Below are 25112 nucleotides of genomic sequence, written 5' to 3' on the forward strand. Positions count from 1 at the left end.
GCGAATGTAAGGTTTGAGGTGAGAAAGGGAAATTAAGGGATTATTTGCTTTCCGCCAAAACTCCCTGGCTTTACTCTGCACCAACCCATCAAAACATACACAAAACCAAACAATTAACCCAAAAAAGTATGGCAACAACAAAAAAAGATACCGTATACCTATAACCGAACGGCAACCTGTATCAGTCGCGCCAGCCCGCCACAGTGCTTTTGCCCATGCGCTGCACCCATAACGCGGTAGTGCTACCAGGTGCCTTCAGCAAATAATTGTATACCATATGGATGACCGATAGAACAGCAAGCCTATGTCCCAAAGCGTTTTAGTGCTCTACGATTTTTCTCCCGGCTCCCGGCAGGCGCTGCGCGTCGCGCACCTGTGGGCAACCTGGTCGGGGGCTGAGCTGCACCTGCTGCATAACCTGGAGGGCTCTTATGCCCCTGCCATGTCCGATCAGGAAGTGCGGCAGCAGGTACATGCCATTTCCAAGGCAGAGGCGTTCAACAAGGTGCAGCGCAGCTTTAAGAAAGTGACAGATGAGGAAATAAACCCGGTAAACGTGCACATCTCCATCAACAGCCTGGCCACAACCGTGAACCAGCTGCTATGGGAACACAACGCCCAACTGCTGTTTGCCGGCCTGAACGATCGCGGCACACTGAAACGCCTTTTTATCGGCAGCACCATTCTCCGGCTGTTGGACATGGTGCGTGTCCCGATCGTGACCATACCGAAAAACGTGCCCGTGTTTCAGAAGCTTGCCCTGCATATCAGCGTCAACTATCATTATACCTTCAACTCGCGCGCGCTCCACCAGTTCCTGCAACTCATGGGCGACAAGGCGGAGAAGCTCGTGTTTTTGTCGGTGCTGACCGAAGACGATGACAGGCCGCAGGCGACCAGCCATCTGGAAAGCCTCAAAGCCACTTTCTCCGACCACCCTGCCGTACATACCTGTCTTTTTGAGGGCAATGAACCGCTCGACCAGGTAAAGACTTATATGCAGGCGCAGACGGATGGGGTGCTGGTGGTGCAGAAGAGGTCGAGGGCGATGACGGACTATATGTTCAGAGAGTTCTTCATCAATGAACTGGTACACGACGCGAGCCTGCCCCTGATCATCCTTCCCGAATGAGCTCGTTGGCCAACATCCTCCGGGACCCGTTTCTGGAGCTTGCCGTGATCCTTTTTCTGGCGGCGGCGGCGGGCAGCCTGGGGCAGCTCCTCCGGCAGCCCCTCATCGTCATGTTCATCGCCCTGGGTATACTTATCGGGCCGTCGGCCCTGAACATCATACAGTCGCAGGCCCAAATTCACTTGCTGGCTGAGGTGGGCATTGCGCTGCTTCTATTCATCGTTGGCCTCCGCCTGGACCTGCAGCTGGTCAGGTCCATCGGCAAAACAGCGCTGTTCACCGGACTGGGGCAGGTTATCTTCACGTCGGTGGCAGGGTACCTGATCGGGTTGGCACTCGGTTTCCCGGCACTCCACAGCCTGTACATCGCGGTGGCGCTCACGTTTTCCAGCACCATCATCATCGTGAAACTCCTGACCGATAAAAAGGAGATTGACTCGCTTTATGGCCAGATCGCCATCGGCTTCCTGATTGTGCAGGACCTGGTCGTAATCCTGATCATGATCCTGCTCTCGACGCTCAGCAAAGGCGAGAGCGCCTCGCTGGTAGAGGATTTTTCACGGACGGGTCTGAAGGGCGCCCTGTTGGCTGGCTGCATCTACCTGCTCATGCGGTGGGTGATACCGGCTATAACCACGTTCCTGGCGAAATCGCAGGAGCTACTCACGCTGTTTTCCATCGCATGGGCCATTCTGCTGGCCTCTGCAAGCCAGTTGCTGGGATTCAGCAGCGAGGTGGGGGCTTTTCTTGCCGGGGTGAGCCTTGCCTCCACGCCCTTCCGCGAGTCTATCAGTGCCCGGTTGGCAAGCCTGCGGGATTTCCTGCTGCTGTTTTTCTTCATCAACCTCGGGGCCATGCTTGATCTCTCCACCCTGGAGGCGCAGGTGCCCGCGGCCATCGTATTCTCGTTTTTTGTTTTGATTGGCAATCCGGTCATTGTCCTGATCATCATGGGGGTGATGGGCTATACCAAGCGCACCTCTTTCCTGGCAGGGCTCACAGTGGCACAGATCAGCGAGTTTTCCCTGATTTTGGCGGGTATGGGGTATAACGTCGGGCACATCAGCGCCGAGGTGGTCGGTCTGATCACGCTGGTGGGGCTCATCACGATAGGCCTGTCTACCTATATGATTCTCTATTCGCATATTTTATATAGCTGGCTTGCCCCGCTGCTGCAGGTGTTCGAACGAAAAAGCCCATACAAAGAAAATGTCTTGGCGTTGAATACCAGGGAGCCGTACAAGGCGCTCGTTATCGGGCTGGGGAGGTTTGGGAGCGCCATTGCGGAGAACCTTCGCCGGCACGGGATCAATCTTTTGGGCGTCGATACGGACCCCAAGGTGGTTAAGCAATTCCGGGAGGCAGGCTTTGATGTGGAATATGGCGACCTGGAGGACCCGGACATCTTTGATCGGCTACCATGCCAGACCGCTGCCTACATCATCAACACCGTGCCCGATGAGGGCCTGGCGAAAAGCATGCTCAAACACCTGCGCACCCGGGGCTATACCGGGAAAATACTGGTGACGGCCAAAACGGCCAAAAGTGCCGCCCGCCTTCGCAAGCAGGATGCAGACGACGTGCTTGTGCCCCTGACGATGGCCGCCGACGGCATTGTCGATCGCCTGAGCGCACTGGCCAGCCAACACGCCACGCCAAACTAACTGGTATGAGGTATACGTTTGCATTCAGGTATAACAATGCGCCTAACAATGTGCTTATACCTCTAGCTACTAAATTGAGTGCAGCAGGTATGCGCGCTCAAATCACAGGGTATAAGAATCTAATTACCAGATGTTTCTGATTTATTCATCCGAAACTTTTCCTGAAGCGGATTTCCTAATCCGCGTTAGCAGAACCACAGGGATCAGCAAATCCCGGCAGGGTGGAATGCGAGGCACAAGCGGACGCTTGCGCCATAAAGAGGCTATTTATTGCAAAAAAATCCCTGCCCGGCATATAAAGTCGGGCAGGGATTCTGTGTATAACTACGGTTGCTTATTCGTTGTAAGCTGTAATGGTTTGGATGGTACCGTCCGGGTTATACTTGAGCTCAGTCATTTTGATGTTGCGCAGATGCGTCTTGCCGGACAGCTGCGTGTCGTGGTAGAAGAGATACCATTTGCCCTTGAACTCCACAATGGAGTGGTGGTTCGTCCAGCCTTGCACCGGCTTCAGCAGCACACCCTGGTAGGTAAACGGACCAACGGGACTGTCGCCGATGGCGTAGGCGATGTTGTGCGTGTCTCCGGTGGAGTATGAGAAGTAGTACTTGCCGTTGTATTGGTGCACCCACGCGGCCTCAAAAAAGCGGCGCTCATTGTCGCCTGCGAGCAGGTGTTTGCCGTCTTTGTCCAGGATCTGCACATCCTGCACGTCTCCGCTGAAACTGAGCATGTCCGGGCTCAGGCGCGCCACTTTAGGCATAAGGGCTGGCTTGTCGTCAGCTGGGTATTCGTCGTTTTCGGTGTAGGCCCCGGAGCTCCAGCGCTGCAGCTGACCGCCCCATATCCCGCCAAAGTACATATAGCTCGTTCCGTCTGTATCGGTAAACACGGCCGGGTCAATACTGTAGCTTTGTGCAATCGGTTGCGGTTGCGGCGTAAACGGGCCGGTGGGCGAGGAACTTGTGGCTACCCCAATCCGAAACACGTCTTTTTTGTCCTTAACCGGGAAATACAGATAGTAGGTGCCGTTTTTGAAAGCCGCGTCGGGTGCCCATAACTGCCTTCCCGCCCACGGTATGTCTTTGATATCGAGCCCCACGCCATGATCGGTGATTGTACCGTTGGGGTCGTCCATCGAGAAGATGTGGTAATCGCGCATGTCAAAGTGCGAGCCATCGTCTTTTTCCTGCACACCCGCGTCTATATCGTGTGAAGGGTATATATAGATCTTGCCATCGAACACGTGCGCAGAAGGGTCGGCGGTATAGATATCCGATACCAGTGGCTGCGTCAGATACTGCCCATCCTGAGCCGTAGCATCCTGGTTTTCAGCCACTGCATCCTGGTTTTCCGACGCGTCACCTTCCTGGGTATTGCTTTGGCAGGCACCGGAAAAAACTGTGGCGGCCATCAGGGCAAAAGTCATTTTCCTGAAATAGGATCTGTTTTTCATATGTCAATCTGTTGGTTAGCGGTACTGGTAGTTGGCAGTAAAACGCCCTGTTTCAACCTTTGGCCGGAGGCCCGGGGCAGCTGCCTGTTTCCAAACATACTACTTTGTGAAATCGGTTGCAAGCCAACAGACAGGTTTCATGCAAATTTAGCGGCAAGGCCCCATCCCCTCCCTCCTCCAACTCGGTAACGCTTCGGACACTACAGCCTGCCTGTGCCCGCTTTTCTGGCTGAAAGTAGTACCTTTGGCCTTGCGGCTGCGGCCGCCATACACGGACACTAAACGAACGATACTATGCGCTCAGAAGTACGGAACCTGGAGCCGAAGGCGCTCTGGGAAAACTTTGCCGATTTAAACGCCGTCCCCCGCCCCTCCAAAAAAGAGGCACGGGTCATTCAGTTTATAAAAGACTTCGGCCAGGGCCTCGGTCTCGACACTTACGAGGATGAGACAGGCAACGTCATCATCCGGAAGCCAGCCACGCCGGGTATGGAAAACAGGCAAACAGTGGCCCTGCAGAGCCACCTGGACATGGTGCACCAAAAAAACGCCGACACAACTTTTGATTTTGACGCTGAAGGCATCCGGATGCACGTGGACGGTGACTGGGTAAAGGCAGAAGGTACCACGCTGGGCGCTGACAACGGCATCGGGGTTGCCTCGATCATGGCCCTGCTGGCCGCCAAGGATATTCCACACCCGGCATTGGAGGCGCTTTTCACCATTGACGAGGAAACGGGTATGACAGGTGCCTTCGGGCTGAAGGGGGGGCTGCTACAGGCCAGCATCCTGCTGAACCTCGACACGGAAGACGACCGGGAACTGACCATCGGCTGCGCTGGCGGGATAGACGTGACCGCCACAGGCAGCTATACCCCGGAGAAGACACCGGCAGGCAGCACCGGCTATACCCTTACCATAAAGGGACTTGCCGGCGGGCACTCCGGTATGGACATTATACTGGGCCGCGCCAACGCCAACAAACTGATGAACCGACTGCTGTACGGTGCCTCTCGGCAGTTTGCGCTGCAGATCGGGGCGATTGACGGCGGCGGCCTGCGCAACGCCATCCCGCGTGAGTCAACAGCTCATGTAGCCGTGGCAGACGCGGACACCGGGGCTTTCGAGCGTTTTGTAGAGGAACAGGCGGCTGTGGTGCAGCAAGAGTACCGCATCACCGACCCGAAGCTGCAGGTACACGCAGTTCGGACAGCGGCGCCAGAAAACGTGTTGCCCGCCGCCTTCGCTACCACGCTCTTGCAGGCGATCTACGCCTGCCCCAACGGCATACACCGCTTGAGCCCGGAGATGGAAGGGCTGGTACAGACGTCCAACAACCTGGCCCGCGTAGAGGTGAAGGAAGGTGCCTACAGCATCCTGTGCCTTACCCGAAGCTCCGTAGACAGCGAAAAGGCAGACCTCGCCCAGGCGATTCAGTGCGCGCTGGAGCTGGCCGGGGCACAGGTGGCCTTAAGCGGATCATACCCTGGCTGGGCCCCAAAGCCGGACGCCGCCATCATACAGCTGATGCGCGACCTGTACCGCGCCAAGTTCGACGGCGAACCGGACGTGAACGCCTGCCATGCCGGACTGGAGTGCGGCATTCTGGGGGCAAACTACCCTGCCATAGAAATGATCTCCTTCGGCCCAAACATCCGCGGGGCACACTCCCCGGACGAGAAGGTGCAGATCAGCTCAGTCCAGAAGTACTGGGATTTTCTGCTGGCTACGCTCCAACGCATTCCCGAAAAAGCCTGAGCCAACAAATAGGAGAGTTTATACCACTCTACTAATGCGAAAGCCGCTCTGTTTGCACGGAGCGGCTTTCGCATTAGTATAAAAGTGTACTTATGGTGACAAAGGTTGCCTTGTGATGCTAGCTTCGCATCTGGTAATTATACATCAGCTCATAGTACTGGTGGGCCATGCGGTCTGAGTCGAACTGCGGCACCACATTGCGCATACTCTGCTTCACCACGCGCATCCAGCGCTCGCGGTCGCGGTAGTAAGTGGGCACCACCTGCTGCTCCAGTATCTTCATCATGTTCTCGTAATCTTCCTGGTCCTGAAGCTCGTCGGGCAGCGAGGTATCGACCACCGGAAACACGAAGCTGTTCTCCCCGTGGCGCGAAAACTCGGGCAGCCAACCGTCCTGCACCGATAAATTAACGGCCCCGTTCATGGCTGCCGTCATGCCGCTGGTGCCGGACGCCTCCCGAGGTCTGCGCGGCGTGTTTAGCCAGACATCGGCACCCTGCTTCAGTTTCCGCGACAGGGCCAGCTCATACCCCGTCAGTACCGCCACATTGTCCAGTTTCTGCGAGATGTATACCAGCTTGTTAAACACGTGCACTGCGTTATGATCGAAAGGATATGGTTTTCCGGCCCAGATCACCTGCACTGGCATATCCTGCTTGTTCACAAACTTCACAAAACGCTCCAGGTCACGCACCAGCAGGTCGGCACGCTTGTAGGCGGCAAAGCGCCGCGCCCACACGATAGTCAGCACATCCGGCTTGAAGAGCTTCCCGGTCTGGTCTGCCACCTCCTCAAAGAGACTGCGCTTCAGCTCTGCCTTGCGGCGCTGCATGGTCATGTCCTTGTTGTGTTCCTGGGCTTCCCAAAGCTGCTTGTCCATCCAGAAAGGCACGTTCTGGGCATTGGTGATCGACTTGATCTCGCAGATGTTCTCGTTTTCATACCACATGCCGCGCGACACCTCGCCGTGCAAAGCGGACACGCCATTGGCAACCTTCGACAGCCGCAGGGCCACCAGGGTATGGTTGAACATCTGCCCGGGCGTGGTGGTCAGTTCCCGCACCTCCTCCAGGGCAAGGCCGTTGAAGAAGCTCATGTTGTGGAGCATCTGGATGTCGTGCTCCTCGTTGCCCGCCTTCTCGGGGGTATGGGTGGTAAACACCATGCGGCGGCGCACCTCGTCTTTCTTGCCATACTCCTGGTACAGGTGAAAGGCGAGCGGAAGCGCGTGCCCCTCGTTCATATGGTATGTTTCGGCTCCGCCGAGGGCCTCGATCACCTTGGCTCCGCCGATACCCAGTACAATGCTTTGGGCAATACGCGCGGTCGGCTCCGGGTCGTAGAGCCGGTTGGTGATGGTGCGGGCGAGGTGGTCGTTTTCAGGAACGTCAGTGGTCAGGAAGTATATCGGGGCTGTGCCAAAGGTTTCGGGCTTCAGCACCATCGCCTTAACCAGCACCGGGTGGTTGTTTACCAGCACGCGCACCGTAATGCCACTGTCTTCCAGAAAGCTGTAGAACTTCTGCGTGAAGTGCGGGCGCATGCTCTGGTCCTCGTTCCGCTCCTGGTCGTAGTAACCGTATTTCCAGAGCATCCCTATACCCACCAGGTTCTGGCGCAAATCAAAGGCGCTGCGCATGTGCGAGCCTGCCAGGAAGCCCAGGCCCCCGGAGTAAATTTTCAGGGATTGGTCAATAGCGAACTCCATGCAGAAATACGCTGCGCGGCGGGTGTACTTCTCGTTTGCGTCGTAGGGGTGATACCACCTGTTATAGGATGAAGCCATAAGCTGTCTTTTCTTTTTTTGTTAAGTGTCAGGTATAAACCGGGGCAGAAAGCCTTTCTGGAGCTATCGGTCAACGATGCCTCGGGCATAAAATTTCAACCGGCCTGATAAATAGCTTAAACCTACGCATTTACCAGGTATATGCCTACGGTTTTATGGTGGTAGTTGGTTGCCGGTCTGATTCCCTCCCACCTGCTCCTCCCCTTACATTATTCCGATATATGCCTTCAGGGCTTCTTTTCTTGCTCTTGCGCCTCAAAAAAAGTATATCAAAATTTTGGTTCTCAAAAGTTGGAACTAACAGAACTATCTTTACCTTTGCACTGTTCGGATAACAGAACAAAAGATACTGCTTTATGAACATACAACTCGACGACAGGAGAAAAGCGCTGATTGAGAAGCTCGGCATTGCAAATGAGGAAAAAGGATTTCAGCCGGTTGCAGGCCGCATCCTGGGTCTTCTGTATGTGTCCCCGCGCCCTGAACTTACTTTCGACGAGATACGGGAATCCCTGAACATCAGCAAGAGCGCCACCAGCACAGCCCTTAACCTGCTTATGCACATGGGCCGCGTCGATTATACCACCTTTTCAGGCGACCGCAAGCGCTACTTCCGGATTAAACTGGGCAATTGGCGAGAGGTGATACAGGAAGAAATGGAGCACATGGTGAAAATAAGCTATGTGCTGCAGGAGGTGCTGGAGGTAAGAAAGGCAGATAATACAGCAAACTTCAACTGCAACATAGAGGAGTTCACGAGCTTCCTGCAGTTTCTGTACAAAGACTTTCCGTCACTTCTGCAGCGTTGGGAAAAATCCAGGGGAAAAGAGTAGCCTCTTTTTTTAAGCCTATATAGTTCTTTTATTTCAGAACCAAACAATAAAATATAAACAGTTTAAAACAATACCCAAAGTGATTAAGAAATATTTTTTTATCAGTTTGATGCTTCTCTCCCTGCAACCAGCGTTTGCACAGGGCCCTGCAGCTGACCACCCTGCGATGGAGTTGACCCTGGAGGAGAGCATCCGATACGCCCTGGAGCATAGCCAAGACGTGAAAAAAGCGGGCTACGACGAGCAAATCGCTGACCAGATAATCCGTGAGACGAAGAGCGTGGGCCTGCCGCAGGTTACGGCAAGCGGCGGCCTCGACTACTTCCCGGCCTTGCCCACGCAGATTCTGCCGGGTGCCCTCGCGGGCCAGCCGGGCACAGACATCCCGGTGCAGTTTGGTAAGGACTATAATGTAAAAGGCACCGTGCAGGTCAACCAGCTGCTCTTTAACAAGTCGTACTTTGTGGGGCTGCAGGCCGCCAAAACCACTCAGGAGCTTTACCAGTTGCGCAAAACCATGGTGCAGGAAGACCTGATTTACAATATCGGCGCGGCCTACCTGCAGGCACTCCAGACAAAAGCGCAGTTTAACACCATCGAGGCGAACCTGGAAAGGCTGGCCCAACTGGAGAAGATCATGCAGCTGCAGTATGAGAACGACCTGGTGAAGAAGGTAGACGTGAACCGCATTAAGGTGAGCCGCACCAACCTGCAGAACCAGCAGCAGAGCCTGCAAACCGCTTTTGAGCAGCAGAAGAATATCCTGAAGTTTTTCATGGGTATGCCCCTGGAGCAGGAGATTAGCCTGCAGGACGCGGTGATCCCGCTCGAAAACGTGGTGCCGGGCACTGTGGACGCCGCCACTGCCGCTACCCGCAAAACACAGTTCCAGTTACTCAACACCCAGAAACAGCTGACCAATCTGCAGGAGAAAAACCTCCGGGCGGGCTATTACCCTACCCTCTCGGCTTATGGCCAGTATGGCTACCAGACCCAGCGAAACGAGCTGTTCGATAGTTCCATACCCTACTTCAAGTCCTCGGTTGTGGGCCTGCAGGTGAGCATCCCGATCTTCGACGGCTTTAAGAAAAACGCCCAGATCCGGCAATCGCGACTGGAGCAGAAGAAGCTGACCGAAGACCTCGACAAGTTCACTGCCAACACGGCCACTACCCTCAGCAACGCCGTCAGCCAGCTGCAAAACAGCCAGGATGCGATAAAGGCGCAGGAGCAGAACGTGCACCTGGCCCAGGAGGTGTACGACACCACCAACCAGCTGTACAAAGAGGCCCTCTCGCCGCTCACCGACCTGCTGGAGTCAGAGGTGTCGCTGCGGGAGTCGCAGACAAACCTCAACAATGAGGTACTGAAGTATAAAATCGCCCAGCTGAACTATCTGCAGGCAACAGGAGAGCTAAACACATTAATCAAGTAAAAACACACCATACACGAAAATGAAAAAGGTAATTTATATAGTAGTCGTACTTGTTGCGTTGGGCGCTATTGGCTTTAAGCTGATGAGCAACAAAGAGCAGATGGCCGCAAACGCAGCCGTAGCCGAAATCAGGAGCGACGCCATTCCGGTGACCGTGACGGAGATCGAAACGGCAAAGCTGGACAAGTCTTTCACGGCACAGGGTAACTTCGCCCCTATCCAGAGCCTGACGCTTCTGTCGGAGACACAGGGGCAGATCCAAAAAGTGTATAAGCGCAAGGGCGATAAGGTGAAGGCCGGGGAGCTGCTGCTGCTGGTAGAGAACAACACCATGGCTGCTGACCTGGCAACTGCCCAGACCAACGCCGAGAAAGCGAAACGCGACCTGGAGCGCTTTGAGAACCTGGCTGCCGGCGATGCCATTACGCAAAGACAACTGGAAGACGCCCGCATGGCGGTGAAGTCTACACAAGGCCAGTTGGTAGCTGCCCGCCAGCGCCTGAACAAAACGCGCATTGTGGCCCCTATCAGCGGCGAAATCAACAACATATACATAGAAGTTGGCGCTTACCTGAGTATGAGCACTAAGCTGTACGACATCGTGAACGTGGACAAGCTGAAGCTGGAAGTGAAAGCCTCAGAAAGCGAAGTGCTGCTGATCAACAAGGGAGACAAGGTGACGGTGCAAGCCGACGCAGGCGCAGGACAGGAGTATGAGGGCGTGGTGACCGCCATCGCCGCACAAGCGGACCCTACCCTGAAGTTTGACGTGGAAATAGAAGTGAAAAACGCCGCCAACAACAACCTGAGAGCCGGTATGTATGGTACCGCCTTATTTGCCGTTGCAGATCAGCGCGAGGCCATTCTGTTACCGCGCGAAGCCATTGTCGGCAGCATCCAGAACCCCAGCGTGTACGTGGTGAAAGACCAGAAAGCAACCCTACGCAAAGTAAAAGTGGGCATCGTGACACAGGACAAGGTAGAGCTGCTGGAGGGTGTGCAGCCCGGAGAGCAGATTGTTAAAAGTGGCCAGATTAACCTGCGCGAAGGTATAAAAGTATCGGTGCTTTAATTTATCGGCATCAAAATCATCCCCTATGCCGCAAGTTTAGCGTCAGCGCAACTTGTGGCTGAGCATAGCGCCAGTTTGTAACTGGCTAAACTATAGTTAGGAATATGCCAGTTACAAACTGGCGGCTAATAGCAACCACCAGTTACCGCTACGCTCAAACTGGCGGTATGTCTAAAGCTGTAAAAGCAATAACTTCTTTCTCAAGAGAACTCAATAAAATGAACATAACCAAATTATCCATACAGCGGTCTACTCTGGTCGTGGTGGTTTTTACCGTCCTCACGCTGCTCGGGGTTGCCAGCTACAATTCGCTTAACTACGAGCTGCTGCCCAAGTTCAGCCCACCGGTGCTCACCATCAGCACCATCTATCCGGGCGCTTCGCCAAACGAGGTAGAGAACTCGGTAACCAAGGAGATTGAAGACGCCCTGTCGTCGCTGGAGAACGTGAAGGAGATGAAAAGCACCTCTCTGGAGAGTTTCTCCATCATCACCATCCAGTTGAACCAGGGCACCGATGTGGACCTGAGTTTGCAGGATGCACAGCGGAAGATCAACACCATCCTGGCCAAGCTGCCCGAAAACGCGGACGCCCCTACCCTGAACAAGTTCGACTTCGACGACCTTCCGATCATCAAAATGGGGGCCACGGCGAATATGTCGGCCACGGAGTTTTATGACCTGATCGACAAGAAGATCAAGCCGGAGCTGTCGCGGGTACCGGGTATGGCAGCCATCAAGATTCTGGGAGGACAGGAGCGTGAGATCAAAGTGAACATCGACGCCAACAAACTGGAGGCCTATAACCTGTCTATCCTGCAGGTGCAGCAGAAGATCCGCAACTCCAACCTCGACTTCCCAACCGGTAAGATCAAGCAGGAAAGCGGACAGACACAGATCCGGCTCGCCGGTAAGTTCCAGTCGCTGGAGCAGCTGCGTAACCTGATCCTCCGCGAAGACCAGAACGGGATTGTGCGCCTGGCAGACGTAGCGGAAGTACAGGACACACAAAAGGACACGGAGGTGCTGACCCGCGTAAACTCGGCCCCATCGGTGGGTATCACGATTCAGAAGCAGTCCGACGCTAACGCCGTGGAAGTAAGCCGCCTGACAAAGGAAGCGCTTGCCAAACTGGAGCAAAGCTATGCCAGCCAGGGCCTGCACTTCAACGTTGCCAGCGACTCTTCTGACTTCACCCTGGAAGCCGCTGACTCCGTGATGCACGACTTGCTGATTGCGGTTATACTGGTGGCCGTGGTGATGCTGCTTTTCCTGCACTCGCTGCGCAACGCCGTGATTGTGATGATCTCCATCCCGGCCTCTTTGGTGGCCACGTTCATCGTTATATACCTGTTTGGCTACTCCCTGAACCTGATGTCCCTGCTGGCCCTCTCGCTGGTGGTGGGTATCCTGGTGGATGACGCCATTGTGGTGATCGAGAACATACACCGCCACATGGAGATGGGTAAGAAGCCCGCCCAGGCTGCCTACGACGGTATCCGGGAGATCATGGCAACGGTAACATCCATCACGCTTGTAATCGTGGTTGTGTTTATACCAATCGCGCTTTCTTCCGGCCTGGTATCGGACATCCTGCGCCAGTTCGCGGTGGTGGTGGCTGTGGCAACCATGATTTCGCTGTTCGTGGCCTTTACCCTGATTCCGCTGCTGGCCAGCCGTTTCTCACGACTGGAGCATATCTCAGATAAAAACGTCTTCGGCAGGTTTATACTTGCTTTCGAGCGTTTCCTGGATCGCATCATCGACGGCTTCACGGCTACACTGAAGTGGGCCTTCAACCACAAGTTTATCACGCTGGCCGTAACCTTGCTCATGCTGGTGGGGTCGTTTATGCTGGTGCCATATGGCTTCATCGGTTCTGAGTTTATACCTGCCGGCGACCGCGGTGAGGTGAGCCTTCAGCTGGAGTTGCCGAAGAACGCCACGGTAGAGCAGACCAACTTTGCCACCCGGCAAGTGGAAAAGTACCTGGAGGCGATACCTGAAGTGGAGAAAGTGTTTACCACGGTAGGCACCACCTCCTCCTCGCAGGCTGGGCAAAACACCGCGTATAAAGCCGATGTGTCGGTGACGCTGGTGGACGTGAAGGAGCGCAGCTTCAGCACCGACCAGTTCAGCCGCCAGGCCAAAGCAGACATCGAAAGCAAACTGCCGGATGTGGAGGTGACCCCGGTTCCGGTAGGTCTGGTAGGAACCGCCCAGGCGCCGATCCAGCTCATCGTCTCTGGCTCAAACCTGGACTCGGTGATGACTTTCGCGCAGCAAGTGATGGCTATCACGGAAAGCGTGGACGGTACGGTAGACGTGGACATGTCGGTAGAGGGCGGTAACCCGGAGATTGAAGTGGTGGTGGACCGCGATAAAATGGCCAACGTGGGCCTCTCGCTGGAAAACGTGGGCGGGAGCATGCAGCTGGCCTTCAGCGGCAACTCCGACGTGACCTTCCGCTCCGGCACCGAAGACTATGACATCAACATCCGCCTGGACGAGTTTGACCGCCGCAGCGTAACCGACATCGGCAACCTGTCTTTTGTGAACAGCCAGGGGCAATTGGTGCGCCTGGCGCAGTTCGCCGATATCCGACAGTCTACCGGTCCGTCGCAGTTGGAGCGGTATAACCGCGTGACTTCCGTGAACGTGAACTCACAGGTAATCGGCCGTCCGTCGGGCTCGGTAGGTGCCGACATCCAGGCTAAAATCGCTGAAGTGAACATGCCTGCCGGGGTGAGTATCGAGTTTGGCGGCAACCTGAAAAACCAGAGCGAAGGGTTCGGTACACTGGGTTTAGCCTTGCTGGCCTCCATCGTCTTCGTGTACCTGATCATGGTGGCACTGTATGACTCCTACGTGTATCCGCTGGTGGTGCTGTTCTCTATACCGCTGGCTATTATTGGTGCCCTGCTGGCCCTGGCGCTGGCTGCCCAGACGCTGAGTATCTTCTCTATCCTGGGTATCATCATGATGATCGGTCTGGTGGCCAAGAACGCGATCATGGTGGTAGACTTCACCAACAAGCTGAAGGACGAAGGTGTGTTTGTGAAAGACGCCCTGATTGAAGCGGTGAGAATCCGTTTCCGCCCGATCCTGATGACGACGCTGGCGATGGTGATTGGCATGCTGCCGATTGCCCTGGCTGGTGGCTCCGTGGCCGCCACCAAGAACGGTCTGGCCTGGGCTCTGATCGGTGGCCTGAGCTCCTCCATGTTCCTGACCCTGATCGTGGTACCCGTGATCTACTATGGTTTCGACCGCATCCTGGCCAAGTTAGGTATGGATAAGAAAAACGTGATTGAGCTGGAAGACAAAACCATGGAGGAAATGGAGCGGGAGACTGCCTTGCTCGAGGAGCAGAAGATGGACCACGCCCACGCGTACTAAGCCCTGCCCCCAGAATGTATACCTGTGCTTTGCGGAGGCTTCCGGCTTCCGCAAAGCACAGCATTTTCGGACTACCCGTGCGCAGCCGCACAAGCCAAAGCAATAATTTCATTAAACTCATACAGCCATGCATACACAAAACTACACCCAACAGGCGATCGAGAAAGAAGTTGTGAAAGTAATCAGTTCCGTGACCCGAGTGTCGCCTGACCGCCTCCTGCAAGTCCGCGACCTGACCAGCCTGGGCCTCAGTATCCTGGATGTGGTGGATGTGATCCTGAAACTGGAGAAAATCTACCACCTGAATATCCCCGACGAGGTGCCGGTATACTCTGTAGACGACTTTGTGGGGTATATCCAGAGCCAGCAGCAGCCTGCCCTTAGCGAAGCCTGCGTGTAACGGCTATACCCTTACCCAGGCATGCCGCCGGGAATATTTATACCGAACGGCGAGCCAGAATTCCCCGCCCTGGCTTAACCCCTACTCGCTGCGTTCGTTTAGACTACTATAGGCGCATGTTTAAAATCCGTCTTTTTGAAAGCGAAATTTAAACATGCGCCATAGCGTTTTATCCACTTTTAAACGAAAGCAGCTATGAACAGTAATTTCTCAGGTCGAGGGGGCAACTACCAAACGCACCGCTCCGACCGTTACCGACACCCGGAACAGGACGACTACAGATTTGATGACTATGGCACTTCGGCGCGCGGCGGCTACGGAAACGAGGGCAATGCCGGCACCTGGGGCAACCAGGGCAACGAGATGGGCGGCTCCCGCAACACAGGCAGGCGCAACCAGCCATCCAGTGCGTATGGCTCCTCCTCCAGCTTTGGCAGCATGGGCAGCTACGGCGGAGCCCAGGGCTTTGGAGGGGCAAGAGGCGGCTATTCCGCACAGCGCCCCCAGGGCATCACCTCCAACTACAACGATTACAGCGGTATGGGCAGATCGGGCCAGGGCGGCAGCGGACGCAGCCACTTTGGAGACAGCGATTTTGACCGGTATGAGCACCGCGACTACAACAGTTCACGAAGCCAGCAAAGAGACAACCGCGATCTGTACGGAGACGATACCTCCCGCAGGTTTCAGGGCCAGGGCCATGGTCGGTATAACTTTGACGCGACAGAATCCCGCCGTGGTGAGCACAGGGGGTATGGCGGCGCGCAGGGCAACTATACGGGCAGCGGCTACAACCGCACCTCCCGCCACGAGTATGGCGGAAGCCGCCCTGACTACCGTGCGCAGGATATGTATGGGGGAAGCGACAGCGGCTACAGCAACGACCAGCCCTATGGAATAAGCGGCTATTACAGCGGCGGCTACGGCGACAGAAACTCCCAGGGCGGCTTTGTGAGCTCCGACAGCAACTACGCAGACAGAAACTACCTGGAGAGCCGAAACAGAGGACGCACCGTAGACCGTGACCGGAACTACAGCGAGCGCTATTAGCGCTATGGCTACTTCACAAAAAAGCGGCGCTACCGAAATGGTAGCGCCGCTTTTTTGTGTCTGGCTCGGCTTGCCGATTTATGGGATACACACGCTGCGCAGCTCGCGCATGCTGCCGTAGAACACGTTGCAGTCCACCGCGCCCTCAATCCCTTTGATGGCCCCGCCATCGGTATGCTGCCAGAACGCCAGCTTCAGGGTATCGCTTTTCTCGAGCAGCAGCTTGGGCACTTTGTAATGCGCGATCCAGAGCGGGTAGCCGTCGAAGTGCCCTGCCAGATAGTCTTTGTAATAGGTATAGTTAGTATAAATAATGGGTTTGACGCCGTAGGCCGCTTCCACCTGCTGCAGCCATACCTTCAGATCGCGGCGCAGCACGGCCACCGGCCGCCGGCCCCGCACCTCCACGTCCAGCACCGGGGGGAGGTCTCCGGAAGTGAGTTTCACCATCGAGATGAAGTTTTCTGCCTGCTTCTCGGGCTGCACGTACGGGAGGTAAAAGTGATAGGCGCCCCGCACGATGCCCACCGCCCCGGCACCCTCCCAATTGTCAGCAAACCACTTATCCTTCAGCGACTTGCCCTCTGTGGCCTTTACAAAGGCAAACGAAACCTCATTTTCCCGCACCTGCTGCCAGTCAATCTCCCGCTGGTAATGCGACACGTCCACGCCATATACTGTATGTCCCTCAGGCCATACGGGCACGGGCTTGTCCACGAAAAACTCCACATACAGCACCACCAGCGCCAGCGTTGCCAGTGCCGCCAGGCCAATCCAGAAACCGTAAGGCACAGGTTTTTTCTGCTTCTTCTTCGGCCTGGCTTTGGGTTTTACAAGTTGCTTCGGCAACGGCTTCGCCTGTGCTTTGGGGCGAGGCACGCGTTTCGCTGGCTGGTTCGAGGGAATGCCCATACCTATTCCGGGGATTTTTGCTTAGACAGACGCGTTATATCAAAACCAGTTCCTGGCGCGGCACCCCCGAAAGGTGCTCCAGCCACGCTCCCTCGGTGCTCATGTAGCCCCGCATCAGGTCGGCGGTGAGGCAGGAGTGCACAGGCAATATCCCGATGATATCGCCGACGTGGTACTTTTCGAAATGCCTGGACGAGGCTTTGACCACGCCATGCTCCTGAGACAGCGACACCAGGTCGATGCCGTTTACCGGGGTGGTCCAGCCGTCGTTGGTGAGCTCTACCACGCGGCCATACAGCACGGAGCTGTCTTCCTGCGCCAGCGCGTCTTTCGAGAAATGCACACTGCCCCCATAGATAATGATCTCGCCGCGCTTGGGGTGCTTGGCCACTACCGGGCAGGCCATACACACGGCAATGTCATCGAAGCCGCAGGACCCGATGCGCTGCTGGGTTAGGTCGTAAAACACGAAATTGCCCGGCCTTATCTCGTCCACGCCGCTCAGGTCGCTCAGGATGCTGCACGAGGGGGTGTCGCCGATGGAAAGCTGCAGGTTCGGAAACTGGCCTTTGTAACGCTTGCGCAGAAGTTGCAGCAGGTATACCGAGGTGTTGTGTATGGTCTGGATGGCGTATATATCGGTTTGCTTGTAGGTATGGCCGTCGTGGGCGACGAAGCCGGCAAAATGCAGGTTGCCGCTTTCCTTTACCTGGCCCAGCAGGCGATCAAGCTCTTTGTGGTTGTTGGCCAGCACGCCGGTACGCCGGTAGCCCGTGTCTATCTTCACCCAAAGCTGCACCGGGTGCTTCAGGCCGATGGACAGCGCCTCCACTGTCTCCACGTTCACGGCCAGCAGATGCAGGTTCACGCGGGTGGCCAGCTCGTTCATATCGTCCATTTCCAGCACATTGGCCGGGAAGGCGATCATGATGTCCTTCCAACCATGGTTGGCAAAATACCGGGCCATTCTCACGGAGGAAACTGTGATGGCGTCTATCCCAAACTCCTGGAACCAGGCACCCACCTGCGCCGACTGATGCGTTTTAAAGTGCGGTCGTAACCGGACGCCGTTCTCCTTCGCCTTCTGCACCATCCTGCCGATGTTGTTCAGGGCCTTCCTCTTATCCAGTAGTAGTGTAGGTGTGGTTATTCTCATAATTCAAAAACACTGTTTTTGTGGCAAATCTTGTGAAGTTACACAGGTTTAGCCAAAAAGTCACGCCTGGCAGCACTTTAACCCGACAAACGGCACTGCCTGCCGCCCGCACAACAGCTTTACGCCGCAGCTAATTCAGGTAATTAGCCAAAAAATATTTTCAGATTTTAATATATCAGATCTCAATGTAAAGAGAGCGTCCGCTGCAAAAACCCGGGCATCCCCGTGCTTCATTCAGCAGGAAAGTCCGGAACGGGAAAGCGGCCAATCAGAAGAAAGGCAGCAACTTTATACCTGAAAACCTAGAATTTATACAGGCGCTTAGAAGTGCGCTTCTGCCGGATGCCTTACCTTTGCAGAAAACAAGCACCACAGCCATGAGTTTTTTCTACGTGAAGGCGCTGCACATCATTTTTGTCGTGACCTGGTTTGCCGGGCTTTTCTACATCGTGCGGCTGTTTATATACTATGCCGAGGCAGACGGGAAACCGGAGCCGGAGCGAACCATCCTGCAGCGCCAGTTTGCCCTGATGCAAAAGCGGCTGTGGTATGGCATCACGTGGCCCTCTGCCCTGCTCACGCTCGTTTTCGGGCTAACCATGCTATACCTGTATGGCAGCATCCCCGGCTGGCTCGTCTGGAAGCTTTGCTTTGTGGCGGGGCTATACGTCTACCATTTCCTTTGTCACCGCATTTTCAGACAGCAGCAACTGGGCATCCTGAGGTATACCTCTACCCAACTGCGCATCTGGAACGAGGTGGCCACGCTGTTTCTGATCAGCATCGTGTTTTTGGTGGTGCTCAAAAGCTCCCTGAGTATGCTGTGGGGTATTCTGGGCCTGTTGCTCTTCTCGGCCATGCTCATGCTCGCCATCCGGATTTACAAGAGAGTCAGGGAAGTATGAGCGATAATGGAACGTGAAAGGGGGAATTGCAAATCGGCAATTTGACTATGCCGTGTAGCGAAAGTTAGCTACAAAAATGACGAAAGCGTCCTCTGTAAATCACTCATGTTATTCTGGCTGATTTACAGAGGACGCTTTCGTTTCTGAGTTGGAATTAGAACTCATTATTACTTCATCTCGATTACTTCATCTGGGGAATTATTGTAGTTTAGGTAACCCCAAAATGAAGTTTCTTGCCATTGAGGATATTTTACTGTCAGATCAAGGCAAAATGATTCCCAGTTTTTCTGAGAGGCACCTTGGCGGGTTCCGGTACCGAACGGAGTGAGGTATTGCGCAGCGCAGCGAGCAAAGGGACACGGCACAGTGCCGAGCGGGAAAACGCGCCCCAGCGGGCGTGGAGCGCAAAGCAAGCTATGAAACAACCGGTTTCTAGTTTTGAAATAACCGCAATACTCCTAAGTTCACGTTATTATTCTAATTCAAGCACCTTAATATCTGCTATCAGGGATTGTATACTATTCGGGTCGAGGCCGTTATAAATCCCCCGGATATGCCTTTGCTTATCGATGAGCACAAAGTTTTCGGTATGCAAAAACACATCTTCGTCTATCGCTTTACCCTCATCCTCTTCCACAAAATAATATTTTCTTCCCAGGTCATAGATCTCGCTTCTATCTCCTGTTAACAGTTTCCACCTTTTAAAGTCTACTCCCTTGTCAATGGCATATTGTTTCAGTACGGCGGCACTGTCGTAGTCTGGGGTTACACTGTGAGAGAGCAGCAGAATGTCGTCATTGTCTAAAAACTCCTGCTGCAAATCGGTCATGCTGCTGGTCAGCTTAGGGCAAATGCCCGGGCACGAGGTGAAGAAAAAATCCACAACGCTTATCTTCCCTTCCATGTCTGCCTCCGTAAATTCCTGGTTTTCCTGATTGATCAGGCTAAACGGTCGGATTTGATGAAATTCTTTGTTGGCGGGCAATTCCCATTTTGGTGTGAAGTCAGCTGAATCATAGTATGGGAGCACTCTACCTGATTTTTGGCAGGAGAACATCACGAGGGTAAACAAGAGGACAATTAAACGATTCATGTAGTATTCGATTTTATACAGATAGGACTTTTGCAAAGCTGCCCTTGTTGCGTCTTTTGACCAACAAGTTGTTGGTGAGAACACACAACAACGGCAGGCTGCAGACTGCTTTCGCTCCGTGTTTCGATTAGATGCAAAAGTCCTGACAGAATATGTCTTACATTCTTCACAGCAAACCGGCTTTCGGTGTTGCTTTTTGGGAATTGGCGCAGCTGTTTTCTTCAAAGTATAAGCAAGCGGTAGCTTCAATTCGCTTTTTGCAGCACTTTCAATTTTACTGCCTCATCCTTTAAGCTATAACACAAAGCAGATTTTTGCAGCCCGTATCGAAAGCCGTCCCTGGCTTCGTAGTTGATGTATGGCTTTCCGTTTTCGCGCCAGGCCTGTTGCATCCCGTGCTCCTGGTCGTCTTTAAAATTCAGGAAGGCGTATGGGCTACCGCTTTCATACCATTGCTTTTGAAGTCCCTCGCGCTTATCATGGTAATAAGTGAAATCGAACTTCATGTTCCCGTTCTCCCAATACCCATAATGCCGGCCAAAGCCCACATTCTCCCGGTAGCTTCTGATGTCTTTCTGGTTTCCGTTGGGGTAATAGGTTTTGGTGTGCCCATGTTGCTTTCCCTGATAATAAGAGCCGACAGATTTCAGGACGCCGCTTTCATACTTCTCCACGATAAACCCCGAAAAGGGCTTATCATGGAAAAAGTATACCCCATTTGTCAGAGCCAGTTCAGGTGCAAGAACAGAAACAGTATCCGCAGGAATTTTAGAGGTATCCACTTTCTCGAAATTAACTGCGACTGCTTCTTTTTTATCCTCCGCACAGCCTACGCAAAACAACAGAACGAGAAATAGGCTGTATGGAAAAACGCTAAAACGTGAATGTGCCTTTTGTGCCATTGTAACTGCCTGCCTTTAGAACATAGAACCGCGAATCCAGGTAGCTGACATTCGAGGTATGGTAATGATAGATGGGCGTTGTGAAATCAGCCGTCACGCCTGTATGGCCGCCGTTGGTATCCAAGTCTGAGGGGTAGGTACCGTCTTTGTCTTGACGCCCATAAATTGGGAACCCGTCTCTTAAGAACCCAATAAGGTTGGCATCGTCAAGGGAAGTGAAATCGCCGTTAAAGTGATAGTGGTATAAACCACCTGGCCCGCTGTGCGCCCCGCTCCTGTCAAACGATTGAAGGGTACCGGCATCCACCGGAACATTGCCACCCTCCCGATCATTGTAAATCGCCACGCCATTCAGCGCCATACCTATCGGCCCGAGTGAAGTCTCCTCTTTAGTAGAAGCCTCCGCTGGAAAAATGGGGATTGTCATCACAAATGTTTGCTCCTGAAGTGAGCCGGGGTTTACAATCTGCCCGGTCAAGGTAGGCGCCTCGTATAAAGCACTTGCACTTCCCCAGTATGGACTCACGTGATCAGGCACTCCATTTGATTTCAGCACGATACTGTTTGTGCCCACTGAAATAGTAACCGCGCTTTTGAAATTCGAGCTGACGGCATCGGTTATCGAAACAGTTCCGGCCGAAGCGGTCGTGGTAGGTGTTACTTCGTCGTCGTCGGTGTCGCAGGAGACAAGTATGCCGACAGCCAACGCGCTCATGGCAACTGTTAGGGCAAAGGGTTTACGGAGGTTTTTCATCAGTATATGATTTGTTATAAAGATGAATACTACCTTTTCAAAGCAATCCTTCGCCCGACACTTTATTTTTTTAATTTAATTTTAAATGACTATTCAGAGACGTGGCAAGTAGCTATTCCGGACGCCTGGGGGCAATTTTTGCCGGATCGAAGAAATCCGCGAGGCTGATTGTCAACGTCTCGAAATACCCTAATTGGTCAGGTTTGCAAAGCTTCCTGAGGTCAGCAAAATGATTATAGTGCACTGTTTCTATCTCTTGCTGCAATCTCCCCAATTCCTTGATCAGAGAGTCTTTGGTGCTAGTGTTCTCTTCAGTTAATGTCTGGTAAAGCTCGCTTTTTGTCTCCCTCACACGATTATTTAAACCCTTGATAGCCTTTTTGTGCTGGTCAATAAGTTTTTCATACTGCAGGACTTGCGCCTTATCAAAGTGCAGCTGCTCGATGATCCTCTGCTTCGGCCCTTCCTGCGCAAACGGTGGCCGCCCTCCTCCCGGGTGCGGGCTTTGACGGAAAAATAAAAATCCGACCATGAACAGGTTCATCACCAATAAACCTATCACAGCGATACTCAGCAGCCTTAGTTTACTCACGGTATAAATCGTTTGTAGTGGATAAATCCATTGCGTAAATCACTTCTTCAATACCCGGGCTGGTTGGCTCATCGGAAGTCTTGAGAAGGACAGAAAAATTAAGCGAAAGCAGCAAGATGAATACCGCAACAAAAGCCCACCTCCAGGCAAATGGTGCTGGGAGGCTGCCAGCCGACTCGATGCGCGCCATGATGCGGGTGTACAAAAACGGGGGCGGATCCACAGGTTGTATCCTTTTCAGTGAATCCAGTTTCTTGTCGATGTCCATAGCATTTAAAATAAGTAGTACGACCTATTACTCAAAATCCTTCGCTGCCTTTCAATTTTTTCTCGATTGTCTGCTTGGCACGCTGCAGCAGCGACTCCACGGCTTTCACACTGGTGTGCATGATCTCGGCCACTTCCTTTTGCGGCCTATCCTCGATCTTCGCTAAAATGATGGCTGTTTTCTGCTTTTCTGGCAAGGCGTAAATGATCTGCAAAAGCTCCTCCATACTCTCCTGCTCTTCCAGCGGCACACCGGGGTGGCTGACCTTTGCCACATCATGTGCCAACTCATTTGACTCGGGATGAAAAAGTGAGGTAATAAACCCGAACCGCTTTTTCCTCTTCTTCGCTTTCAGAAAATCGAGCGACTGGTTGATGGCGATGCGGTAAATCCAGGTCTTCAGGTATGCCGTCTCCGAATCGTATTGGCCCAGGTGGTGATAAATCTTCACGAAAACTTCCTGAGCAAGGTCCTGGGCATCTTCTCTGTTCAAAACGTAATGCAGGCAAACGTTGAAGACAAGGCTCTTGTATTCGCTGTAGATGGACTCGAATTCCGCTTGGCTTGTCATTCTTAAAACAGCATTGATTTTCTTGCTTCAAAGGAGAGCCTAAGTATACAAAATTAATGGGATTTCGAACTCTTTTGAATCCATACGGAGGATAGATCTCACACTTGTCTTTGTCTTAAATATGGAGCAAGTGCAACCCGTATTTAAGGTACTGACCGAAACACTGCAGCGCATTCTCCTCATACTGCATTCGTAATTCGTGTTTATTCCGTCTACCTTTGCCGGATGAACCACGCCGCCCTGAAACCAAACGAGAGAGAACTGATAAAACTGATCCGCTTTTTCAGCAAGCGGGGTGCGCAGCTAGGCGTTTCCGGTGAGCTGAGTGCGCAGCACGCGCAACTGTCGGAGGCCTGCCAAAACTTAGAGAAGCAGCTATACCACCACGCAGAAAACCGCACAGCCATACAGGGTAAACGCGCGCAGCTGGAGAAAATAATAGAAGACAAGGCACAGTGCCCCAAATGCCAAAAGGCAGACCTGCTCAAGAAAAATGGTGTCGCCAGCAATGCCCAGGGCTGGAAGAGCAACACCTACCGTTGCCGCCGCTGCAACACCACCTTCACCTGGAACCGCCCCAACAACCCCTGGGACATGGTGGCTTTTCTGGAGAGCTACATTGCCGAACTGGAGCAGAGCCTGCTGACAGAACTGCCCGAAGGTATGCGTCCACACATCGAGGCCGCCATCCCGCAGCTTCAGGACAGCCTGTTCCGGCTACGCCCCGTGCTGCTGCAGTCTGATGAGGAGGTGGAGGCGCTCAGGCAAAAGGAAGAAGAGATGGACCGCCTCATCCACCAGTTCAAAAACTACCTCCTGATTGAAAAGATCAAACATTTTTGATTTCGTTGTTCGTTTTTCGTTGATCGTTGTTCGTTTTTCGTTTTTCGAAAATAAGGATGATCTGAATTTGTTGCGCGTGCTTCGTATTCAGAATGAGGGCATAAATTATACTGTTGGGGTATAGCCTTCATTATGCAATACTATAATTCTCGAAAAACGAAAAACGAAACACGAACAACGATCAACCAACAACGATCAACGAAAAACTAAACCCCCTGCAGGAACCAGTACCAGACAGCGAGTGTGAGGAAAGACAGGGGGATGCCGATGCCGACCATCATGTTGGCCAACCGGGGTTTGAGGCCGTAGGATGCCGCCACGATACTGGCCGAGATCATGGGGGCCATGGCTGCCTCCAGCACCGAAATCTGCGCAAGTCTGCCGCTTATCCGCATCCCCTTTACATAGAGCAGGTAGATTAGAAGCGGCGCCAGCACCAGTTGAAACGTCAGCCCCAGGACCAGAAACCCCCAGTGTCTGCTGCGCCGCTCGATGCGCAACTGCATCCCTACCGACACCAGGGCCAGCGGCGTCACGGTGCTGCCCAGCCGCTGCAACACGTCTTTGATCTCGTCCGGAAAACTGATGTGTAGCACGTTGAGCAGCAGCGCCAGGAAAAAACAGAGAAAGGGCGGGAAGAGAAGGACTTTCCGGGTGATGGCTTTCACGTCGGGCTGGCCCTTGGAGAAAATGGCGGCCAGCGCCACCCCAAAGGTAGAAAGCACCACAAACGTGCCCGGCTGATCAATCAGGATGGCCGTTTTCAGTCCCTCGGCCCCATAAAGCGCCTCGATAACGGGGAAGCCGATGAAGGAAGTGTTGCCCAAGCCGGCGGTGAGAATGAGGCAGCCAACCAACTTGCGCGACCACCCGAACATTTTCCCCAACGTCCAGAAGAAAAGCGCTGAGGCGGCAAAGCAGATCCAGGCAACGCCCACAGGTACCAGCACCGCCCTGCCCAGCACGATCTCGGGTATGAAATACAGGGCCAGCGCCGGCAGCGATATATAAATGATGAACTGGTTGAGCACCAGCGGGGAGTTTATCGGAAAGGCACGGACCTTTTGCAGCAGAAGGCCCAGCGCCAGACATCCAACCAACAGGATTATACTACTCATGCATGTGTCAATAG

Annotated in this window: 22 protein-coding genes; 11 read left to right on the forward strand and 11 right to left on the reverse strand. The window is 53.7% G+C overall.

Features of this window, described 5'->3' with window-relative positions:
* Positions 1-304: 304 nt before the first annotated feature.
* Positions 305-1132: a universal stress protein gene (locus MKJ04_RS01315; protein WP_241638504.1), complete on the forward strand. Its 828-nt coding sequence runs from the start codon at positions 305-307 to the stop codon at positions 1130-1132.
* The gene (locus MKJ04_RS01320; protein WP_241638506.1) at positions 1129-2796 is read left to right on the forward strand and encodes a cation:proton antiporter; all 1668 of its coding nucleotides are present in this window, start codon (positions 1129-1131) and stop codon (positions 2794-2796) included. The genes MKJ04_RS01315 and MKJ04_RS01320 overlap by 4 nt, the downstream gene beginning before the upstream one ends.
* Before the next feature lie 334 nt (positions 2797-3130).
* Here MKJ04_RS01320 and MKJ04_RS01325 read toward each other — a convergent pair whose 3' ends face one another.
* The gene (locus MKJ04_RS01325) at positions 3131-4252 is read right to left on the reverse strand and encodes a glycoside hydrolase family 43 protein (RefSeq protein WP_241638508.1); all 1122 of its coding nucleotides are present in this window, start codon (positions 4250-4252) and stop codon (positions 3131-3133) included.
* Positions 4253-4546: 294 nt separating this feature from the next.
* Here MKJ04_RS01325 and MKJ04_RS01330 point away from each other — a divergent pair, with 294 nt between their 5' ends.
* Positions 4547-6010: an aminoacyl-histidine dipeptidase gene (locus MKJ04_RS01330; protein WP_241638510.1), complete on the forward strand. Its 1464-nt coding sequence runs from the start codon at positions 4547-4549 to the stop codon at positions 6008-6010.
* A gap of 118 nt (positions 6011-6128) precedes the next feature.
* Here MKJ04_RS01330 and glgP read toward each other — a convergent pair whose 3' ends face one another.
* Positions 6129-7796: an alpha-glucan family phosphorylase gene (gene glgP, locus MKJ04_RS01335; RefSeq protein ID WP_241638512.1), complete on the reverse strand. Its 1668-nt coding sequence runs from the start codon at positions 7794-7796 to the stop codon at positions 6129-6131.
* Positions 7797-8152: 356 nt separating this feature from the next.
* Here glgP and MKJ04_RS01340 point away from each other — a divergent pair, with 356 nt between their 5' ends.
* The 6 genes from MKJ04_RS01340 (at position 8153) to MKJ04_RS01365 (ending at position 15984) form a co-directional block, all read left to right on the forward strand.
* The gene (locus tag MKJ04_RS01340; RefSeq protein WP_241638514.1) at positions 8153-8629 is read left to right on the forward strand and encodes a GbsR/MarR family transcriptional regulator; all 477 of its coding nucleotides are present in this window, start codon (positions 8153-8155) and stop codon (positions 8627-8629) included.
* A 79-nt stretch (positions 8630-8708) separates the two neighbouring features.
* On the forward strand, positions 8709-10064 hold the full coding sequence (locus MKJ04_RS01345; protein WP_241638516.1) for a TolC family protein: 1356 nt from the start codon (positions 8709-8711) through the stop codon (positions 10062-10064).
* Positions 10065-10083: 19 nt separating this feature from the next.
* Positions 10084-11136, forward strand: a complete 1053-nt coding sequence (locus tag MKJ04_RS01350; protein ID WP_241638518.1) for an efflux RND transporter periplasmic adaptor subunit — start codon at positions 10084-10086, stop codon at positions 11134-11136.
* Positions 11137-11354: 218 nt separating this feature from the next.
* Positions 11355-14534, forward strand: coding sequence for an efflux RND transporter permease subunit (locus tag MKJ04_RS01355; protein ID WP_241638520.1), 3180 nt, complete (start codon positions 11355-11357; stop codon positions 14532-14534).
* A gap of 127 nt (positions 14535-14661) precedes the next feature.
* Complete coding sequence (locus MKJ04_RS01360) at positions 14662-14934, forward strand: acyl carrier protein (RefSeq protein WP_241638522.1); 273 nt, start codon at positions 14662-14664, stop codon at positions 14932-14934.
* 195 nt (positions 14935-15129) lie between these two features.
* Positions 15130-15984 (forward strand): hypothetical protein, encoded by an 855-nt coding sequence (locus MKJ04_RS01365; protein ID WP_241638524.1) that lies wholly within the window; start codon positions 15130-15132, stop codon positions 15982-15984.
* 78 nt (positions 15985-16062) lie between these two features.
* On the opposite strand, the gene MKJ04_RS01370 is transcribed toward MKJ04_RS01365, so the two are convergent.
* Together MKJ04_RS01370 and MKJ04_RS01375 are read right to left on the reverse strand one after the other, a co-directional pair.
* On the reverse strand, positions 16063-16896 hold the full coding sequence (locus MKJ04_RS01370; RefSeq protein WP_241638526.1) for a glycoside hydrolase family 25 protein: 834 nt from the start codon (positions 16894-16896) through the stop codon (positions 16063-16065).
* Between the two features lie 34 nt (positions 16897-16930).
* Positions 16931-18052 (reverse strand): alanine racemase, encoded by a 1122-nt coding sequence (locus tag MKJ04_RS01375; protein WP_241638528.1) that lies wholly within the window; start codon positions 18050-18052, stop codon positions 16931-16933.
* 377 nt (positions 18053-18429) lie between these two features.
* Here MKJ04_RS01375 and MKJ04_RS01380 point away from each other — a divergent pair, with 377 nt between their 5' ends.
* Positions 18430-18957, forward strand: coding sequence for a CopD family protein (locus MKJ04_RS01380; protein ID WP_241638529.1), 528 nt, complete (start codon positions 18430-18432; stop codon positions 18955-18957).
* Between the two features lie 472 nt (positions 18958-19429).
* On the opposite strand, the gene MKJ04_RS01385 is transcribed toward MKJ04_RS01380, so the two are convergent.
* The 6 genes from MKJ04_RS01385 to MKJ04_RS01410 all read right to left on the reverse strand — a co-directional run bounded on the left by MKJ04_RS01385 (position 19430) and on the right by MKJ04_RS01410 (position 23137).
* Entirely contained in the window at positions 19430-20050 is a 621-nt protein-coding gene (locus MKJ04_RS01385) for an SCO family protein (protein ID WP_241638531.1), read from the reverse strand.
* A gap of 245 nt (positions 20051-20295) precedes the next feature.
* Positions 20296-20832, reverse strand: a complete 537-nt coding sequence (locus MKJ04_RS01390) for a toxin-antitoxin system YwqK family antitoxin (protein ID WP_241638533.1) — start codon at positions 20830-20832, stop codon at positions 20296-20298.
* Between the two features lie 91 nt (positions 20833-20923).
* On the reverse strand, positions 20924-21706 hold the full coding sequence (locus tag MKJ04_RS01395; RefSeq protein ID WP_241638535.1) for a YHYH protein: 783 nt from the start codon (positions 21704-21706) through the stop codon (positions 20924-20926).
* Between the two features lie 112 nt (positions 21707-21818).
* Positions 21819-22298 (reverse strand): periplasmic heavy metal sensor, encoded by a 480-nt coding sequence (locus MKJ04_RS01400; protein ID WP_241638537.1) that lies wholly within the window; start codon positions 22296-22298, stop codon positions 21819-21821.
* A complete protein-coding gene (locus MKJ04_RS01405; protein WP_241638538.1) occupies positions 22291-22566 on the reverse strand; it encodes a hypothetical protein in 276 nt (91 codons plus the stop codon). Before MKJ04_RS01405 ends, MKJ04_RS01400 begins: the two co-directional genes overlap by 8 nt.
* Positions 22567-22597: 31 nt before the next feature.
* Positions 22598-23137: an RNA polymerase sigma factor gene (locus MKJ04_RS01410; RefSeq protein WP_241638540.1), complete on the reverse strand. Its 540-nt coding sequence runs from the start codon at positions 23135-23137 to the stop codon at positions 22598-22600.
* 225 nt (positions 23138-23362) lie between these two features.
* Here MKJ04_RS01410 and MKJ04_RS01415 point away from each other — a divergent pair, with 225 nt between their 5' ends.
* Entirely contained in the window at positions 23363-23980 is a 618-nt protein-coding gene (locus MKJ04_RS01415; RefSeq protein ID WP_241638542.1) for a hypothetical protein, read from the forward strand.
* A 206-nt stretch (positions 23981-24186) separates the two neighbouring features.
* On the opposite strand, the gene MKJ04_RS01420 is transcribed toward MKJ04_RS01415, so the two are convergent.
* Positions 24187-25098, reverse strand: a complete 912-nt coding sequence (locus MKJ04_RS01420; protein ID WP_241638544.1) for an AEC family transporter — start codon at positions 25096-25098, stop codon at positions 24187-24189.
* Positions 25099-25112 lie beyond the last annotated feature (14 nt).

The sequence above is a fragment of the Pontibacter sp. E15-1 genome, from assembly GCF_022601975.1.
In the GTDB taxonomy this organism is placed as follows: Bacteria; Bacteroidota; Bacteroidia; order Cytophagales; family Hymenobacteraceae; genus Pontibacter.

What these genes read in the sequence shown, in the direction of transcription:
- MKJ04_RS01315 (WP_241638504.1), top strand. Translation starts at nt 305, where the DNA reads ATGTCCCAAAGCGTTTTAGTGCTCTACGATTTTTCTCCCGGCTCCCGG.
- MKJ04_RS01360 (WP_241638522.1), top strand. Translation starts at nt 14,662, where the DNA reads ATGCATACACAAAACTACACCCAACAGGCGATCGAGAAAGAAGTTGTG.
- MKJ04_RS01365 (WP_241638524.1), top strand. Translation starts at nt 15,130, where the DNA reads ATGAACAGTAATTTCTCAGGTCGAGGGGGCAACTACCAAACGCACCGC.
- MKJ04_RS01410 (WP_241638540.1), bottom strand. Translation starts at nt 23,137, where the DNA reads ATGACAAGCCAAGCGGAATTCGAGTCCATCTACAGCGAATACAAGAGC.
- MKJ04_RS01385 (WP_241638531.1), bottom strand. Translation starts at nt 20,050, where the DNA reads ATGAATCGTTTAATTGTCCTCTTGTTTACCCTCGTGATGTTCTCCTGC.
- MKJ04_RS01320 (WP_241638506.1), top strand. Translation starts at nt 1,129, where the DNA reads ATGAGCTCGTTGGCCAACATCCTCCGGGACCCGTTTCTGGAGCTTGCC.
- MKJ04_RS01325 (WP_241638508.1), bottom strand. Translation starts at nt 4,252, where the DNA reads ATGAAAAACAGATCCTATTTCAGGAAAATGACTTTTGCCCTGATGGCC.
- MKJ04_RS01420 (WP_241638544.1), bottom strand. Translation starts at nt 25,098, where the DNA reads ATGAGTAGTATAATCCTGTTGGTTGGATGTCTGGCGCTGGGCCTTCTG.
- MKJ04_RS01370 (WP_241638526.1), bottom strand. Translation starts at nt 16,896, where the DNA reads ATGGGCATTCCCTCGAACCAGCCAGCGAAACGCGTGCCTCGCCCCAAA.
- MKJ04_RS01375 (WP_241638528.1), bottom strand. Translation starts at nt 18,052, where the DNA reads ATGAGAATAACCACACCTACACTACTACTGGATAAGAGGAAGGCCCTG.
- MKJ04_RS01395 (WP_241638535.1), bottom strand. Translation starts at nt 21,706, where the DNA reads ATGAAAAACCTCCGTAAACCCTTTGCCCTAACAGTTGCCATGAGCGCG.
- MKJ04_RS01415 (WP_241638542.1), top strand. Translation starts at nt 23,363, where the DNA reads ATGAACCACGCCGCCCTGAAACCAAACGAGAGAGAACTGATAAAACTG.
- MKJ04_RS01355 (WP_241638520.1), top strand. Translation starts at nt 11,355, where the DNA reads ATGAACATAACCAAATTATCCATACAGCGGTCTACTCTGGTCGTGGTG.
- MKJ04_RS01350 (WP_241638518.1), top strand. Translation starts at nt 10,084, where the DNA reads ATGAAAAAGGTAATTTATATAGTAGTCGTACTTGTTGCGTTGGGCGCT.
- MKJ04_RS01380 (WP_241638529.1), top strand. Translation starts at nt 18,430, where the DNA reads ATGAGTTTTTTCTACGTGAAGGCGCTGCACATCATTTTTGTCGTGACC.
- MKJ04_RS01330 (WP_241638510.1), top strand. Translation starts at nt 4,547, where the DNA reads ATGCGCTCAGAAGTACGGAACCTGGAGCCGAAGGCGCTCTGGGAAAAC.
- MKJ04_RS01405 (WP_241638538.1), bottom strand. Translation starts at nt 22,566, where the DNA reads ATGGACATCGACAAGAAACTGGATTCACTGAAAAGGATACAACCTGTG.
- MKJ04_RS01340 (WP_241638514.1), top strand. Translation starts at nt 8,153, where the DNA reads ATGAACATACAACTCGACGACAGGAGAAAAGCGCTGATTGAGAAGCTC.
- glgP (WP_241638512.1), bottom strand. Translation starts at nt 7,796, where the DNA reads ATGGCTTCATCCTATAACAGGTGGTATCACCCCTACGACGCAAACGAG.